The organism is Methylocystis sp. Sn-Cys (assembly GCF_016745395.1).
GTDB classification, from domain to species: Bacteria; Pseudomonadota; Alphaproteobacteria; order Rhizobiales; family Beijerinckiaceae; genus Methylocystis; species Methylocystis iwaonis.
Genome location: NZ_JAERVJ010000010.1, coordinates 1 through 16,533 on the forward strand (window position 1 = coordinate 1; position 16,533 = coordinate 16,533).

The 16,533-nt window shown below is 64.1% G+C and carries 15 protein-coding genes; 10 read left to right on the plus strand and 5 right to left on the minus strand.

Annotation, left to right across the window (positions count from 1 at the left end; all coding sequences use genetic code 11):
* Nucleotides 1-225: 225 nt before the first annotated feature.
* Genes folK through JJT62_RS16810 form a run of 3 tightly spaced genes read right to left on the minus strand, consistent with a single transcriptional unit; the run spans nt 226 to nt 1,936 of the window.
* Nucleotides 226-705 (minus strand): 2-amino-4-hydroxy-6-hydroxymethyldihydropteridine diphosphokinase, encoded by a 480-nt coding sequence (gene folK, locus JJT62_RS16800; RefSeq protein WP_202073941.1) that lies wholly within the window; start codon nt 703-705, stop codon nt 226-228.
* A 3-nt stretch (nt 706-708) separates the two neighbouring features.
* Complete coding sequence (gene folP, locus JJT62_RS16805; protein ID WP_202073942.1) at nt 709-1,569, minus strand: dihydropteroate synthase; 861 nt, start codon at nt 1,567-1,569, stop codon at nt 709-711.
* Complete coding sequence (locus JJT62_RS16810) at nt 1,562-1,936, minus strand: 4a-hydroxytetrahydrobiopterin dehydratase (RefSeq protein ID WP_202073943.1); 375 nt, start codon at nt 1,934-1,936, stop codon at nt 1,562-1,564. The genes folP and JJT62_RS16810 overlap by 8 nt, the downstream gene beginning before the upstream one ends.
* Before the next feature lie 110 nt (nt 1,937-2,046).
* Between JJT62_RS16810 and JJT62_RS16815 the strand changes: the two genes are divergently transcribed.
* From JJT62_RS16815 to JJT62_RS16835, 5 genes are all read left to right on the plus strand, one after another.
* Nucleotides 2,047-3,021 (plus strand): beta-ribofuranosylaminobenzene 5'-phosphate synthase family protein, encoded by a 975-nt coding sequence (locus JJT62_RS16815; RefSeq protein WP_202073944.1) that lies wholly within the window; start codon nt 2,047-2,049, stop codon nt 3,019-3,021.
* 122 nt (nt 3,022-3,143) lie between these two features.
* The gene (locus tag JJT62_RS16820) at nt 3,144-3,491 is read left to right on the plus strand and encodes a hypothetical protein (protein ID WP_202073945.1); all 348 of its coding nucleotides are present in this window, start codon (nt 3,144-3,146) and stop codon (nt 3,489-3,491) included.
* A 133-nt stretch (nt 3,492-3,624) separates the two neighbouring features.
* Nucleotides 3,625-4,119 (plus strand): RNA polymerase sigma factor, encoded by a 495-nt coding sequence (locus JJT62_RS16825; RefSeq protein WP_202073946.1) that lies wholly within the window; start codon nt 3,625-3,627, stop codon nt 4,117-4,119.
* Between the two features lie 18 nt (nt 4,120-4,137).
* Nucleotides 4,138-5,094 carry a FecR family protein gene (locus JJT62_RS16830; protein ID WP_202073947.1) on the plus strand — a complete coding sequence of 319 codons (957 nt, stop codon included), beginning with the start codon at nt 4,138-4,140 and terminating at the stop codon, nt 5,092-5,094.
* A gap of 109 nt (nt 5,095-5,203) precedes the next feature.
* Nucleotides 5,204-7,903 carry a TonB-dependent receptor gene (locus tag JJT62_RS16835; RefSeq protein ID WP_202073948.1) on the plus strand — a complete coding sequence of 900 codons (2,700 nt, stop codon included), beginning with the start codon at nt 5,204-5,206 and terminating at the stop codon, nt 7,901-7,903.
* 74 nt (nt 7,904-7,977) lie between these two features.
* On the opposite strand, the gene JJT62_RS16840 is transcribed toward JJT62_RS16835, so the two are convergent.
* Nucleotides 7,978-8,475 (minus strand): cytochrome P460 family protein, encoded by a 498-nt coding sequence (locus tag JJT62_RS16840; protein ID WP_202073949.1) that lies wholly within the window; start codon nt 8,473-8,475, stop codon nt 7,978-7,980.
* A gap of 159 nt (nt 8,476-8,634) precedes the next feature.
* On the opposite strand from JJT62_RS16840, the gene JJT62_RS16845 reads away from it, so the two are divergent.
* Nucleotides 8,635-9,096: a MerR family transcriptional regulator gene (locus tag JJT62_RS16845; protein ID WP_202073950.1), complete on the plus strand. Its 462-nt coding sequence runs from the start codon at nt 8,635-8,637 to the stop codon at nt 9,094-9,096.
* A 4-nt stretch (nt 9,097-9,100) separates the two neighbouring features.
* Here JJT62_RS16845 and JJT62_RS16850 read toward each other — a convergent pair whose 3' ends face one another.
* A complete protein-coding gene (locus JJT62_RS16850) occupies nt 9,101-11,416 on the minus strand; it encodes a hypothetical protein (protein WP_202073951.1) in 2,316 nt (771 codons plus the stop codon).
* A 123-nt stretch (nt 11,417-11,539) separates the two neighbouring features.
* Here JJT62_RS16850 and JJT62_RS16855 point away from each other — a divergent pair, with 123 nt between their 5' ends.
* The 4 genes from JJT62_RS16855 to JJT62_RS16870 all read left to right on the plus strand — a co-directional run bounded on the left by JJT62_RS16855 (nt 11,540) and on the right by JJT62_RS16870 (nt 16,523).
* A complete protein-coding gene (locus JJT62_RS16855; protein WP_202073952.1) occupies nt 11,540-12,049 on the plus strand; it encodes a M48 family metallopeptidase in 510 nt (169 codons plus the stop codon).
* Between the two features lie 76 nt (nt 12,050-12,125).
* On the plus strand, nt 12,126-12,842 hold the full coding sequence (locus JJT62_RS16860) for an ABC transporter ATP-binding protein (protein ID WP_246744965.1): 717 nt from the start codon (nt 12,126-12,128) through the stop codon (nt 12,840-12,842).
* Nucleotides 12,839-15,304, plus strand: coding sequence for an ABC transporter permease (locus tag JJT62_RS16865; protein ID WP_202073953.1), 2,466 nt, complete (start codon nt 12,839-12,841; stop codon nt 15,302-15,304). The genes JJT62_RS16860 and JJT62_RS16865 overlap by 4 nt, the downstream gene beginning before the upstream one ends.
* A 142-nt stretch (nt 15,305-15,446) precedes the next feature.
* Nucleotides 15,447-16,523 carry a lipocalin-like domain-containing protein gene (locus JJT62_RS16870; protein WP_370568581.1) on the plus strand — a complete coding sequence of 359 codons (1,077 nt, stop codon included), beginning with the start codon at nt 15,447-15,449 and terminating at the stop codon, nt 16,521-16,523.
* Nucleotides 16,524-16,533 lie beyond the last annotated feature (10 nt).

Here is a 16,533-nt window from a genome sequence, read left to right on the forward strand (position 1 = left end):
CCCATCAGGATAGCATTCAACTGTCTATCGAATAGTCCAAACAACCCCAGTGGATAGGGAAAGCACTACCCTACTGTCCGGATTCGGGCGCATGGCGGATTTTTCTGAGACGGTGCAATATCCACATAAAACCAGAGCATTATGAGACATCATCGTCGCTTTTCGGGCGTCTTTCGGGGTCAGGATGCTGCGATGCGGCAATACCGACCATCGAGGGTAGGCCGTTCAGCCTTCGCTCCAGGGCCTGACTCCGTCGCAATTGACCCTTTGCAACGCTTCCGCGATCGGCGCTCCATCGAGCACGAGATCGGGCGCGATCTCGACAAGGGGCGTCAAAACGAAGCCGCGGCCGAATAACTCCTTGTGCGGCAACGTCAGTTCTGGATCGTCGAGCGTGTGGTCGCCCAAAAACAGGATGTCGACGTCGATCAGCCGCGGCCCCCAACGTCGGCTCGGCTCGCGCCCCATGTCGGCCTCGATCGTCTTCACGGCGGCGAGAAGCTCGTAAGGCGACAAATCTGTCTCGCCAATCGCGCAGGCGTTGGCGAAATCCCCCTGGTCGGTGACGCCCCATGGCGGCGTGCGGTAGATCCGCGATGCCGCCGTCAATCGCGCAATCCCGCGCGTTTCCAGAAGATCCAACGCTTTGCGAATATTGGCCGGCTTGTCGCCGATATTGCTGCCGAGCCCAAACCCCACCCTCATGCGTCACCCCTTCGCCGCAGCGCCGCGCAATGTCGAAAAAACCTCGAAGGCCGCGCGGTGCTCGGCGACGTCGTGGACTCTGAAAATCTGCGCGCCGCCGACCGCCGCCATCAGATTGGCGGCAATCGTGCCGACGAGGCGCCCCTCGACCCCGCCGTCCGGCAAGTCCTTGAAGATCGATTTGCGCGAGACGCCGATCAGCAAGGGAAATCCGAGCGCCAGAAGCTCGGGCACAGCCCGCAGGGCTTCAAAGTTCTGCTGCCGGCTCTTGCCGAAGCCGATGCCGGGATCGAGCGCAATATGCCGCTCGGAGACGCCCGCGCGCCGCGCGATCTCGAGCGAACGCTCGAAGAAGCGCAGCATATCCGAAACGATGTCGATCTCGGGCTCGGTCGCGTCGCGGTTGTGCATGACCACCGCCCCAGCCCCAGCCTCGGCGATCGCCGGCGCCATGTCGGGATCGCGCTGCAATCCCCAAATGTCATTGACGATGGCGACGCCGACCGACAGCGCCCGGCGGGCGGTCGCGGCCTTATAGGTGTCGATCGAGACCGGCGCCCCCGCTTCCCGCACCAAGGCGGCGAGCAGCGGCTCCAGCCGGGCCCATTCATCTTCGGCGGCCACAGGCGTGTGGCCCGGACGCGTCGATTCGGCGCCGACGTCGACGATGTCCGCGCCCTCGGCCGCGAGCCTTCTCGCCTGGGCGAGGGCTGCGTCCCGCGAGGCGAATAGCCCGCCGTCGGAAAAGGAATCGGGCGTCACATTGACGATCCCCATGATGACCGGGCGCCGGCCAATGGGCGCGAAAAAGCGGTCCCGGGCGGCGGCGATCGCCTCCCGGTCGAAAGAAAGGGCCTCAGTCATATTTGATATAGGCGAAGCGCTGGTCCGTCTCGGGCGTCCCTTCGAGGGGCCCGCCCTCCTGACCGGGGCGCCAGCCGACGACCTCCTCGATCTTTTTTGCCAGCGCAAAATCCTTGTCGGTCACGCCCTTCGCTGTATGGGTCATGAGCTTGACCTCGACCCAGGCGTAGGAGGCGGCGATGTCGGGGTGGTGCCAGGCGGCCTCGGCGAGATGGCCGATCGTATTGATCACCATCAGCGTGCCCTTCCAGCTATGAGTCTTGTATTTGCGGCGAATCCAGCCGTTTTCGTAGCGCCAGTGCGGCAGTTCCTTGCCAAGACGCTCGACGATCTCGTTCTCGGGCAGCGCCCGTTCTTCCTCGCTCATGCCGCCTCCCCTTGCCGCCGATCGCTTTTGCGGCGGCGCAACTTCTTTCGCCTGAGCCAGATATAGCCTAAACGAGCGTGAAGTCTTGCTCGATCGACACAAGGAACGACATGGCGGCCACAGTGAGCGTCGCGGCCACCGCCCGGCTACATCTCGGTTTTCTCGACATGAACGGCGGGCTCGGGCGCAAATTCGGGGGGCTCGGCCTCTCCCTCGACGCGCCCGCCACGCGGCTGACCCTCGCCCGCGCCGAAGAGAATAGCGTCGAAGGGCCGGAGAGCGCGCGCGGCGCGCAGTTGCTGGCGCGGGCGCAGGCGGCGCTTGCGCCGGGCGCCGCCCATGCGCTGACGATCCACGAGGCCATTCCCGCCCATTCCGGCTTCGGCTCGGGCACCCAGCTCGCGCTGGCGATCGCGGCCGCCTTGCGCCGTCTGGAGGATTTGCCGCATGATTCGGCGGCCGACGCCGCGCTCATGTCGCGCGGCGCGCGCTCGGGGCTGGGCGCGGGCCTTTTCGTCACCGGCGGCGTCGTGGTCGACGGCGGGCGTGGGCCGGGGACGCTGACGCCGCCGGTCATCGCCAGGAGCGCGTTTCCCGAAGCGTGGCGCGTGCTGCTCATTTGCGACCCGACTTGCGTGGGCCTGCATGGCGCGGACGAACGCGAGGCCTTTGTGGCGCTGCCGCCATCCAGCGCGGCGGAAAGCGGCGAGCTGTGCCGCCTCGTGCTGATGCAGGCGCTGCCGGCGCTCGCCGAGCGGGACTTGGCGGCCTTCGGGGCCGCTGTGGCGCGGATACAGGAGATCGTCGGCGATTACTTCGCCCCCAAACAGGGCGGCCGGCGCTTCACCAGCGCCAAGGTCGAAGCGGCGGTCGGGCGGTTGTCGCGTGAAGGCGCGACCGGCGGCGGCCAGACCTCATGGGGCCCGACGGGCTTCGCCTTCGTCGAGAGCGAGGCGGCGGCGCGGGAGATGGTCGCGCGGATCGAGGCGGAAGCGCGCGCCGAAGGGCTCGCGATCTCGATCCATAAGGGGCTCAACAGCGGGGCGAGGATCGACGCGGTTTATGCGCAGGTGGCGTCGCGATAGCAGCATAATCCAACGAAACCCTTGCCCGGATCGTTGACGCGCCGCGATCGAGGGAATTAATTGGATTCATGGCTCTGCTCTCGCCACCGCGGCATCTTTCTCTCAGTGCAATTTGCGCCGTCGTGATCGCATGCCTGCTCGCGATCCAGAATCTGAGCTATGCGGCGCCCGCCGATTTCGGCGGGGACGCGATAAGCCATTTCGACAGGTGCTCGCAGACCCCGCTAGGCGACGACGGCCAGGCGCCATCGCGCCACCACCAGACGCATTGTTGGGCGCAATGTTGCCAGGGCGGCGGGCGCAATGGCGTTCTCGCCTTTATCGCCCGTTTGAGCGTCGCGGCGATTCTTGTCGCAGCTCCGGTCGAAAGCGCGCGCAGCGAAACGCCGCCCTTTCGCAACGATCCGCCGCGTCGACAAAGCGGCTGGGCGAGTTCCTGGTCGTCCCGCGCGCCCCCGGATTTTCTCTAACAGGCGCATATCGTTTTCATCATCCGCGCGGACCTCGCCGGACCTTTCATTATTCTGCTCGATGGCTTCGAACGTCGCCGTTTGCGAGGGCATAGCGACCCAGTCATCGGTCTCTGAACCGTGGACATATCCAATGTCCTTTTCTGATTCCCTTCGCGAACAGATCGCGCGCCAATCTCGGGACGTACTTCGATTCCTCACGCGCAGGGTGGGAGCGGAGGACGCCGCCGATCTCGCGCAGGAGGCGGTGCTCCGCGTTTTGCGCCATGCCGAAAGCGGAGCGGTCGCAAATCCGGCTTCGCTGCTGCACATCACGGCCGCCAATTTGGCGAAAGACCTCGCCCGGCGACGACGAACCGAAAGCAAATATGTCGTGGCTGGCCTGACCGTCGATGATCTCGTGGGGCCGACCGCCTCCCCGATCGCCCGACTCGAAGCCGAACAATCGACCTCGCGATTTTTCGAGGCTTTAGACGCCTTGCCGCCGCGGCGCCGCGAGGTTTTCATCATGCGCAGGTTCGAGAATTTGCATCAGGAGGAAATTGCGCGGCGGCTTGGCATATCGCGCAATATGGTCGAGAAGCACTTGCGCGCGGCCTTCAAGGAGTTGAAGGAGGCGTTGAAATAGAAATGCTAGAAACAGTTTATGGCTGAGCGCAAGTCCGACGATCCCCAGGCCTCGGAACGCCTCGACGCGGCGATCGGCTGGTGGGTTCGCGTCGACGGGGGAGATTTGTCTGCCTCCGAGCTTACGGCATTCCGCGCATGGCTCGCCAGCGATCCGAGGAACGAAGCCGCCTTCGAGGAGGCCTGCGATTTCTGGGGCTCATGGCAGGCGTTGCCCCGGCACGCGGTAAGAAACTACCTTTCAACTCAGCCACCGCGCCGCCGGCGCAAGCGGCTTTGGCTGGCCGGCGCGATCGCGACGGCGGCGATCAGCCTCTTTTTCTCGTTCGACGAGCTTTGGATCTGGCGTCAGGCGGATTTCCGCACGGGCGTCGGAGAGCTACGGGCCATCACTCTGCCGGACGGATCGCGCGCGCATTTGAACGCCGCCTCGGCCTTGGCGTTGAATTATGCCGGCGACCAGCGACGCGTGATATTGATGCGGGGCGAAGCCTGGTTTGAAGTCGAGAAAGACCCAAGCCGCCCCTTTACCGTCGAGGCCGCCGGCGGGGCGATCACGGCGCGGGGGACAGCCTTCGACGTCGCGATCAATAAGACGCGCATAGAAGTCACGGCCACGGAAAATAGCGTCGAGGTGACGGCAGAAGGCGCCTCGGTCCTCGTCAACCCTGGCCGACAGACCGCTTATGGCCCGAGCCTTCCGGCCATTCCGCCTTATGAGGTGGATTCGGAGAGCGTCACATCCTGGCGGCGTGGCAAGCTCATTTTCAAGGACAAGCCGCTGGGCGAGGTTATCGCCGCGCTGAGCCGCTTCCATCACGGCCTTATCGTCGTCGCCAATTCGGAAATCAGAGATCGACGCGTGACGGGCGTGTTCCGCTCAAATCAACCGCTCGACGCCGTGCGCGCCATCGAAACCTATCTCGGCATCAAATCCATCCATGTTTCGGATTATTTGATCCTTCTGCATTCGTGATAAAAATATCACACCGAGCTTATTCTCTGCTTCTCGCTATCCTGTTTTTCGAACCTCCGCGTCTTGGGGACGGGCGAAACGCCCACACCGCTGAAACGAGGAGGCCAAAATGGCGGGAAGAAAAAAATTCAGCATCTGGAGAGGAAACCCGACAAGGGCCGCGACGGCGATCGGCCTGTTCATCACCGCCTCTTCCGCCTTCGGCATCGACAGTACGCCGGCGCGCGCGCATGTCTCGCCGCAAGCCTATGAAATTCCTGCCGGCTCCGTCGCCGATGCGCTCAATGTGCTGGCGGACGAGAGCGGCGCGCAGCTCCTTTATGACGCCGCCCTCACGCGTCACTTGAAGACCGCCGGCGTCTCCGGCCAGCACACGCTCGACGGCGCCTTGCGCAAGCTGCTGATCGGCACAGGGCTGACGTTCGAAATCGATCAGGGCGGCCGATCGGTTTCCATCGTGCTCGCCGAAGCAGACACAGGAAGGCGCAGCGACGCGAGCGGCGTGCACGCACACCCGCTGCCGCCGATCGAGATCGGCGCCGCGCGCCGCGCGCGCACCACAGCCGCCCGTCCGACGACGGCGGTTGCGACGCCTCACCCGCCCGCGCCTGCAGGGCGCAACATCAGCCAGCCTGCCGGCGTCTCGACGGTCATCGACGATGTCGTAGCACAAAGCGCGACGACGAATGATACCGCGAGTCTTCTTCGTGATGTGCCGGGCGCTTTTGTCTACAACGCGGGCGGCGTCTCCAGCCTGCCGGTCCTCGACGGGCTCGCCGACGACCGCTTGCATGTCACCGTCGCCGGCATGCCCATTCTGGCGGCTTGCGCCAATCACATGAACCCGCCGCTTTCCTACATCGACCCGTCCAATGTCGGGAAAATCCAGGTCTATCCCGGCGTCGTCCCCGTCAGCGTCGGCGGTGACAGCATCGGCGGAACCATCCGCGTCGATCCACGGGCGCCGATATACGCGGCCCCCGGCCAGCAGGTGCTCGTCACGGGCGAGGCCGGCGCTTTCTATCGCAGCAACGGGAACGCCCTCGGCGGTCATCTCTCCGCGACTGTGGCGACCGATAATTTCAGCGTGACCTACAACGGCTCCTACGCACAATCGCAGAATTATAAGGCCGCCGCGGATTTCCATCCCGCATGGTCGGCTTTTCTCACGCCTCCCTCGACCTTCCCGATCACCCGGCTCGGCGCCTACACGCCCTGGCTGACCGGCAATGAGGTTGGCGGAAGCGCTTACCAAACCCAGAATCACGACATCGGCTTTGCATGGCGGCACGAAAACCATCAGCTACGACTCAATCTCGGTTTCCAGCATATTCCATATCAATGGTACCCCAACCAGCGCATGGATATGACGGAAAACCGCAGCATCCAGGGCAATCTTCGCTACGACGGCCAATATGAGTGGGGCCTACTCGACGCGCAGGTTTATCATCAGACCGTCCGCCACATCATGGACTTCGGCGAGGATAAGCAGTTCTTCTACGGCACCGTGAACACCATCGTCGCGCCAGGCATGCCGATGGACACCAAGGCGCAAAACACCGGCGCGAAAATCAACGCCAGCATCAATGTGACGGAGCGGGATATTTTGCGCGTTGGCGCAGAATATCAGCAGTACCGCTACAATGAATGGTGGCCGCCGTCCCCCGCCGTTCTCCCCCGGGGATTCACAATGGGCGGCATGGCCCCTGATACTTTCATAAACATCAATAACGGGCAGAGAGACCGTTTTGACGTGTATGCAGAGCTAGAGTCGCATTGGAATCGGGAGTGGACGACCCAATTCGGCTTTCGCAGCGACACCGTCCTGATGAACGCAGGGCCGGTGCACGGCTACAATACCGCCTACGACTCCAAGCCGATATTCCCCGCCACCCGTTTCAATCTTGCCGACCGCTCGCGCACCGATCAGAACTGGAACGCAACGGCGCAGGCCACCTACACGCCGAGCGCAACGCAGAGCTATTCGCTCGGTTACTCATTGAAGAGCCGCTCGCCCAATCTCTTCGAACGCTACACTTGGTCCAACGGCCTGATGGCGATGGAAATGATCGGGTGGTTCGGCGACGGAAACTTCTATATCGGCAATCTGAACCTGAAGCCGGAAGTCGCCAACACGATCAGCGCGACGGCGGACTGGCATGACGCCAATGGGAGCATGAACCTGACGTTCACGCCCTATTTCACCTACATCTCGAATTACATCGACGTTCAAAGGTGCCCGTTCTCAGTGTGCGGAACGTCGCCAATGAACAATCCGTACAACACCTATGGGTTTACGTCGCTGCAATTCGTGAATCAAAACGCCCGCATCTTCGGCGCTGATCTTTCCGGCCGCGCGGTGTTGGCGAAAGACACGCCCCTCGGCGACTTCACGGCGAAAGGCATCCTTGCTTACGTCAATGGCCAGAACATAACGACCGGCGGCAATCTCTATCAAATGATGCCAGTCAATGCGAAACTGTCACTCGAACAAAAAATGGGCGGCTGGACGAATGCGATCGAGGGGCAGTTCGTCGGCGCTAAGAAAAACATCGAGCAGGTCCGGAACGAATTGAAGACCGGGGCCTATGCCTTGTTCAATCTGCGCTCGAGCTATGAATGGGGCAAGCTCCGCGTCGATGTCGGCATCGATAACCTCTTCAACACGTTCTATTATTTGCCGCTCGGCGGCGCCTATATCGGCGCCGGCGCGACAATGTCGGGGCCTTTGCCGATCGCGCCGCCCTGGGGCATCGCCGTCCCGGGGATGGGGCGGTCGTTTTATGTGGCGACGAATTTGAAGTTCTGAGTTCGCTGTGAATGTCGCATGAGAAAGAGCCCGGCGCCCAAGCGCCGGGCTCTCTTCATTTCCTCGGGTGACCACTAAGGAAGTGGCGTCGGTCGCGTGAAGACCCAGTCCTGATCTTTCACGGTTGAGTGGCAGGCCACGCATTCTTGGGCGAAACCGGCCTTGTCATAAGGCTTTTGCTGCAAACCAACCCATTCGCCCCAGCCCCAGCCGGCGGTGGCTGCGTATCTGGAGTCGTCCTTGATCATAAAGGCGGCGCTGCTGAAGGCGTCGGGGACTGTCGCCGCGGGAAATTGCCCGCTTTGCTTCTGTTTCCAGACGAGCTTGGCGAGAATGGCGCCGTTTGGCCAGGGGTTTATCTTTCCGGCGCGCGCCGCTTCGACAGCGATGTCATTGCCCAAAATGGCGCGCAGGCTTTGGTCATCCGAGCGCTGGGAAACGCCAATCATCCGGAAATTTTTATAAGCTGGGGGCAGCGCGATGCGCCCGCCGCCTGGCGCATTCGTCTCCTCGCCGTGCGATGAGGAAGCGAGCGCAAAAACCGGGACAAGCGGCAAAAGCCATTTTCTCATAGGGTTGGCTCCTCGATCGGAATCCGGGCAGAAAATATGAAGCGAGGCCCTTTCGGCCTCGGCTTCGTGATTATCTATCTCAACGACACAATCTAACGCTAACGTAAGAAAGTTGGCAATATGGCTATACGCCTCCCCCCTCGCGACCGGAGGGATGTCATGAAAATCGGCGAGCTGGCCGAACGGCTCGACACGACGCCCAGAACGATCCGGCTTTACGAGGAGCTAGGGGTGATTGCGCCGGAGCGCACGCCCGGCGGCACCCGATTGTACCGCGAGAAGGATGCGAAGCGCCTCGAGGTCGCGTTGCGCCTGGCGCGGCTGGGAACAGAGCTCTGCGACATAGAGCGGCTTGCCCGAGTTCGCGAGGGCTGCGCGAGCGGCGCGGAGGCCGCAGTGAGCGTTTCCACGCTGCTCGGCGAGCTAAAGGAGTGGATAGATGAGACGTTGAACGATTTGAACGCTTTGAAGCTCGATCTTGAAACGGCGAACGCTCTCATCCGGCAATGTTCCAAGTGCCGGAACAAACCTAACAGAAGCGCCTGTCCCGAGTGCCCCATGGATCGCAATGTCGAGTCGACCGATCTCGGCCGACTTATCTGGGACCCGGACTGCCCATAAAGGCCTAAACGCCCGACCTTTGCCCTCGCCTGCGCGAAATCTCGCGCAACAGCCCCGGAACCGGCTGGAAGGTAAAGCGCACCTCGTGCCGCCCTTCCGGAATCGGCACCGCGCGGAATAGCACATTGGCGCGCAGAATCTCCGCCGCCTCGCCGTCGAGCGTCGCGAACCACCAGGGATGCCAGACGTCGTTGAGAATGAGCCAGCCGCCGCCGGGCGGGGCGTTGGTCTCGACCACGATCTCCGTATTGCCGTAAGAAACGAGCCGCGCCCGCGCGGCGTCGGGCGGCAGACCCTTACGCGTATGGCAGAGCGGCGGCTCTTCGAGCAGCACCGTTTCGCGATAGTCGGCTTCCGGCCATTCGCCCGTCGCGACCATGCGCGCGAAATCGACATGCATGGCGCAGGTCGCGACCATCACGCGCGGATAGGCGCTTTTGTTCTCGTAGAGATGGACCTTGCCGATCTGCGTCAGCTCTTGCAGGTCGCCCGGCTTGTAATGCTTGTCGATCGCCTCGATCGGCACGCCCGTCGCGACATAACGCAGGCCCAACATGTCGGAGAGCGGCGAGCGATAGGCGGGAGAGAGCTTGGAGAACTCGCGCTGCTCCGGCAGCGCCACATGGTCGCCGGCGCCGGTCGCGTCCTCGAAGATCTTTAGACGGATCGGATTGTAGCCGAGATCGTGGTCGAGCCCATGGACGAGCGAGGCGTTGGGCCAGTGGAAGTCGATCGCCGCAAGCTCGACGCGGTCACGGCGATCCGGCGCTGCGTTCTCTTTCAGCTTCTCCTCGAGGAAAGCGATCACCGGGTCTTTCGAATCTGTGCGAAGGACGTCGAATTGCTCCGGAGGCAAAGCGGTCGACTCATTGGGGCCGTTGCTGACCGCGAGATCGGCCGTCGCGAGCGCTGCGACGGCGGCCAGCAGCGCGAAGCCCCGCAGCCGCCCGGCGCCCACCGCGATGACCAACGCCGTCGCGCCCGCCACGAAAGCGGCGCTGATGGCGAGCGGCGCAAGGGCTTGCGCGAGATGCTCCCTTTTGGCGGCATAAGCGATGGCGAGCGCGAAAAGCCCCGCCAGGGCGCCGATGAGCAGAGGCGGACGCGGCGCCGCCACACGACGCTCGATGAGCGTGAAGGCATAGCCGGCGAGGAGCGCGAAGGCGAAGCCGAAGAGGAAAGTGGCGTCGGCCGGCCGGCGCCAGAGATCGACGCCGGGGATATGGTAGAAAAAGGCGAAAGCGGGCGTGTAGCGGCCGAGCGCATAGAGCGAGAAGAAGAGAAGAGCGCCGGCGAAGAAGCGCGCTTCCCTTTCCGCAAAGAAGCCGCGCCCCAGCGCAGCGAGCGCGGCGACGAGGGGAATCGCCCCCGCATAGACGTTGGTCATATTGCGGGCGAGGAAAAGGTCCGGCTCGCCGACTGGCGGTCCCCAAAAGGCGGCAAGCGGCCCATCCGTCCCGAACATATTGGCCGAAAGAAGCGTGAAAAAGGACGCGGGCGGCAGCGAGCCTTTATAGGCGCCGTCGAGATCGATTTCGGGCCGATTGGAGTTAGCGGCGAGCTCCAGCGTGAAGGCGAGCGGCACAAAAATGATCGCCGCGCCGACGACGGCGCCGGCGAGAAGCGGCGCAATGGCGGAAGCGACGGGGGCGTCGTCGGTTGCGATCCGGTAAAGCGCATAAGCCGCTAGCATCAGCACGCTCAAATACGCCACCTGATCGCGCCCGAGCACCATGAAGGCCGCGACCGCGCCGGCCGCCGCGCCATAGGCCGCCGAGCGGCGATCGAGCGCGCGCGCGAACAGCCATAATGTCACCGGCAGCCATGAGAAGCTCATGATCTGGCCCGTGTGCTGGATGCGCCAGGCCGCCGAGCCGCCGAAAGCGAAAGCGAGCGCCGCGATCAAAGCGCCCGCCGCACTCCAGCCGCGATCGCGGAAATAGGCCACCAGCGCGAGGCCGCCCATCGCCAGCATGCCGAAGACGATGGCGTCTTCCAGCACAAAGGACGGCTCTGGGACGAGCGCGGCGGCGAGAAGGAAAAACGGCGCGAAGATCAGCGACTGAGGATCGGCGATCTGCGGCATGCCGGCAAAGACATTGGGCGTCCAGAACGGCGACTGGCCCGAATGCAGCGCATGCGCCAGGAAGACGAATTGCGGCTGGAAATGCGCCTTCGCGTCCCATGGGATGGTGACGCGGCCGGAGAGCCAGGGGCAGGCGAGCGCCAACGCAGTGGCGAGAAAGAGAAGCGCGGCGAGGCCATAAGGCTCGCGGGTCTCGGCCTGTTCGATTTTCTTGTGCGGCGCAATCGTGCTCATGCTCGGCTTCTTAACGCTTAAGCGCCACGACGCAAAATACCACAGCCTCTCTCCGCCCCCTCTTGCTGGCGCCATGTTTGCGACGGCGCGATGGGGGAAATTTACGGATGGATGGCCGCCGATATGGATATTTTTCGCGAGGTGGAGGGCGTCGATTTCGGGACCCTGCCGGGGCCGGTAGACACATTGCTGCAGCAGGGCGTCGTCGCTTATCGCAGCGACAAAGCGCGCGCGGATCGCTTGTTTCGACAAGCGCTGGATCTCGCGCCAGAAGCGCTCGCCGCCTATTTCTGCCTGTATAAAATCCACACATACATGGGCAATCTCGAAACCGCCAAAGCCGCCGCGCTGGACGGCATGCGGGAGGCGGCGCGCCAGGCCGGCTGGCCGGACGATCCCAAGCTCTGGCCGGCGGGCCAATCCCATACGGACGGTCCGGCGCGATTTGCGCTCTTCACGCTGAAGGCCTTGACCTTCATCGAGCTGAAACGCGGCGATCGGAGCACGGCGGACGCGCAGCTCAGGATTCTCTCGATCGTCGATCCAGCGGGAAGCGTCGGCTGGCCGGTCATCGCAGCGCTCGCGGAAGGAGCTGCCAGCGCGAGCGGGATGCATTCTCCCCGATTGTCGTAAATGCGACGGGCGCAGCGAGACGCTTTCGCCTATATGATGGTTGGGCTCCCGCAACCATCATATAGAGGCCTTTCGCTTGCACGCTCCGTCGACCCGCGCTGAAACGGCCTCGCTGGACACGCTTTCAGCTCCGCTGCTGCGCGTCGTCAATCTGCGCAAATCCTACGCGACGCCGCAAGGCGCGCTGCCCGTGCTGCGCGGCGTCGGCCTCTCGCTCGCAGCGGGCGAGACGCTCGCGCTGATGGGAGAGTCGGGTAGCGGAAAAAGCACGCTGCTGCATCTGATCGGCGCGCTCGATGACGCCGATGGCGGTGAAATCATCCTTGATGGCGTCAACATCACGGGGCTGCCGGAACAGGCGCGCGCCGCGCTGCGCCGCGAGACGATCGGCGTCGTCTTTCAGCAGTTCAATCTTATTGCGAGCCTCACGGTCGCCGAGAACCTCGCCTTTCAAGCCCGGCTTGCTGGGCGCCTCGATCCACACTGGCAGGCGCGGCTCACGCATCGCCTCGGCCTCGACGCTCTCGTCTCGCGCTATCCCGAGCAGCTTTCGGGCGGACAGCAGCAGCGCGTCGCCGTCGGACGGGCGCTGGCGGCGCGGCCGCAGCTTCTGCTGGCCGACGAGCCGACCGGCAATCTCGACGAAGCGGCCGGCGACGCCGTTCTGGCGTTGACGCTGGAGCTCGTCGCCGAGACGGGCTGCGCTTTTCTCATGGTCACCCATAGCGCTCGTCTCGCCGCGCTTTTGTCGCGCCGGGAGCGGCTCGTCGCCGGAGCGCTCGCGACATCATGAGGCAGACGTTCTTCGCGCTGGCGGCTTTGCTCAGCCATTGGCGTCGCCACCCCACCAATCTCGCCATGCTCGTGCTCGGTCTCGCCATCGCCACCGCGCTGTGGAGCGGCGTGCAGGCGCTCAACGCCCAGGCGCGCAGGAGCTATGACAACGCGGCGGCCGTGTTCACCGGCGGCGGCGCGCAGAATATCGTCTCGACGAGAGGCGGGCTTTTTCCGCAGTCGCTCTTCGTGACGTTGCGGCGCGCCGGGGTGAAGGTTTCGCCCGCGCTGGAAGGAACGGCTCGGGTCGGCGCGCGGAATATTCGACTGATCGGCATAGAGCCCGTCACGCTTCCCGCCGCGACGACGCTCGCGCCATTGCGCGAGAGCAAGGAGGCGACGAATATTCTCACCGGCGAGGGCCGGAGTTTCGCCGCCCCGCAAACCTTGCGCGATCTGCACATCTCGGAGGGCGCGCGGATCGTGACGGAGCGCGGCTTTACGCTGCCGCCCGTCTACGCCATCGGCGCCGCCCCGCCCGGCGCCGTCATCGTGGACATCGGCGTCGCGCAAAAGGCGCTCGACAAGCCGTCCCGCCTCTCGCGATTGATCCTGCCGCCTCAAACCCGGCTCGACGCCACGCGGCTGACGGCGGTTGCGGGCGATGAGCTGCGGCTCGTCGAGCCGGACGAGGAGAGCGATCTCTCGCGCCTCACCGATAGTTTCCATCTCAATCTCACCGCCTTTGGCCTGCTGGCTTTTCTCGTCGGCTTCTTCATCGTCAACGCCTCCTTCGGGCTGGCATTCGAGCAGCGCCTGCCGATGGTGCGCACCTTGCGCGCGCTCGGCGTCTCGATTCGCGCGCTCGTCGCCGCATTGTTTTGCGAGCTTGCGGCCTTCACGCTTCTGGCGGGCGGGCTCGGCGTCGTCGGCGGCTATTTCATCGCGGCCGCGCTGCTGCCGGATGTCGCCGCGAGCCTCGAAGGGCTTTATGGCGCGCAGCTTCCGGGACAGTTGGCGCTCGACGCGCGCTGGTGGCTTTCGGGTCTCGGCATGGCCGGCGCCGGCGCGCTGCTCGCGGCGGGAAGCGGCTTATCGAAGACTCTTCGGCTGCCCGTGCTTTCAGTGGCGCGGCCGATGGCTTGGCGCGATGCGCACCACCGCTATCTGCGCCGACAGGCTGCGCTTGCGGCGCTCGCGCTCGTCGGCGCGACGCTCGCCTATTCTTTCGCCGAAGGGCTGGCGATGGGCTTCGCCGTCATCGCGCTCGCGCTGCTCGCCGCAGCCCTCTTCCTGCCCGTGGCGCTCGCGGCGATCTTATGGGTCGGGGAAAGCCTTGCGCAGCGCCCGCTGGCGCGCTGGTTCTTTGCGGATGGCCGGCAGGAGATCCCCGGTCTCTCGCTCGCTTTGACGGCGCTGCTTCTTGCGCTCGCGACCAATATCGGCGTCGGCGGCATGGTCGAAGGCTTCCGCCAGACCTTCACGGGCTGGCTGGATCAACGTCTGGTCGCCGAGGTCTATTTCGAAGCCGCAACGCCCTCTGACGCGCGCGAGATCGAAGCCTGGGCGAAGGAGCAGCCGGAGATCGCCGCCATTCTACCTGTCTGGCGCACGAAGACGCGCATTTCCGACTGGCCCGTCGAAATCATCGGCTTGGCGCCGCATCAGACCTATTCCGCGCATTTCACCCTGCTCGAAGGCGGCGAGGACGCCTGGCGCGCGCTGCACGACGAAGACGCCGCGCTCATCAGCGAACAGCTCGCGCGGCGCCTGAAAATCGGCCTCGGCGCCATGCTCGACATTCCAACGCCGCAAAACTTATGGCGCGCGAAGGTCGTCGGCATTTTCCCCGACTACGGCAATCCGAAAGGGCAATTGCGGATCGACCATGCGAGGCTCGCCGAGCATTTCTCGGACGCTTCCGGCGTGCATTATTCACTGCGCGTGGCGCCGGCGAATGTCGCGCCCTTGATGGAGAAGATGCAAAGCCGCTTCGGACCAAAGCTCGCGCGCCTCATCGACAATGCCGGGATCAAGAAAATCTCGACCAATATTTTCGAGCGGACCTTCACCGTCACCACGGCGCTCGACACGCTCACCCTTATCGTCGCGGCCATCGCGCTCTTTGCCAGCCTGCTGACGCTCAGCAATCTGCGACTCGCGCATATTGCGCCGGTGTGGGCGATTGGCGTCACGCGCCGTCGGCTCGCCGGGCTCGAGCTGTTGCGCATGCTGCTGTTTGCGTCGGGCGCGGCGCTGATCGCAATTCCCCTTGGCCTCTTCATGACCTGGAGCCTCGTCGCCATCGTCAATGTCGCCGCCTTCGGCTGGCGCCTGCCGATGCATGTCTTTCCGTTGCAATGGGGCGCGGTCTTTGTCGTCGCGCTCCTCACTGCGCTTTTTGCAGCGACGATCCCCGCCCTGCGTCTGGCGCGCTGCGCGCCGGTCGATCTGTTGAAGGTGTTCGCCAATGAACGGTAGGACTTCACCGACCAACAATGGCGACGGTTGGTTGCAAGCCACGGTGTCATTCCCGACGCTCGCGCAAGCGAGCGATCGGGAATCCAGAGCAAAGCCGCCAATGTGGCTCTGGATTCCCGATCGGGCCTCCGGCCCGTCGGGAATGACGCCCCCCGGTTTAGGCCGCTCGACCGCGACGCGTAAGATCCTGGCCCTCCTCTTCGCTTTCTTGCCCGCCTCCGCGATGGCGCAAAGCTATAGCGGGCTCGGCGACGCGGCGCCGGGCTTCGATATGCCCAAGCGCGGAACGCCGATTGTTTTCCCCAAAGACCATGGCGCGCATCCGCGCTTTCGCACCGAATGGTGGTATCTCACGGCCAATCTGCATGGCGCCGACGGGGCCGCCTATGGCATGCAGTGGACGCTCTTTCGCTTCGGACTCGAGCCGCCGCGCCAACAGAACGAAGGTTGGGACGACCGCAATGTCTGGATGGCCCATGCCGCCGTCACCAGCGCGAACGAGCACCTTTTCGCCGAGACCAGATCCCGCGGCGGCGTTGGAACGGCGGGCGTCGAGGCCGACCCGTTCAAGGCCTATATCGACGACTGGTCTTTCGAGGCCGAGGGCGTCGACTTCGGCAAGGCGCGCGCCTTTGCGCGGGGGCCCGAGTTTTCCTATTCGCTCGATCTCACACGCGGCGGGCCTTTCGTATTGCAAGGCGACGCCGGTTTCAGCCAAAAGGCTGAAACCGGCCAAGCCTCGCATTATTACAGCCAGCCCTTCTTCTCGGTCGGCGGAACGCTGAAACTACACGGACGCGACATCGCAGTCACCGGGCGCGCCTGGATGGACCGCGAGTGGAGCAGCCAGACGCTCGCGCCGGATCAAAAAGGCTGGGACTGGTTCTCCTTGCATCTCACCAATGGCGACGCGCTCATGCTCTTCCGCTTCCGTGGCCCGCGCGACTATGTCTCTGGCAATTGGATCTCGGCAGACGGCGCCACGAAGCAGCTTGCAGCCGACGATATTTCGCTCACGCCGCTGGCGCAGACGGCGATCGGCGCCCACAGCCTGCCGACGCGCTGGCGCGTGCAAGTAAAGAGCCGCGGCCTCGACATAGAAACAACGCCGCTCAACCCCAAAAGCTGGATGGGAGGGAATTGGGCTTACTGGGAAGGGCCCATCTCATTCCAGGGCTCACAAGCCGGCGAGGGCTATCTGGAGATGACGGGGTACTGAGCCTTGCTGT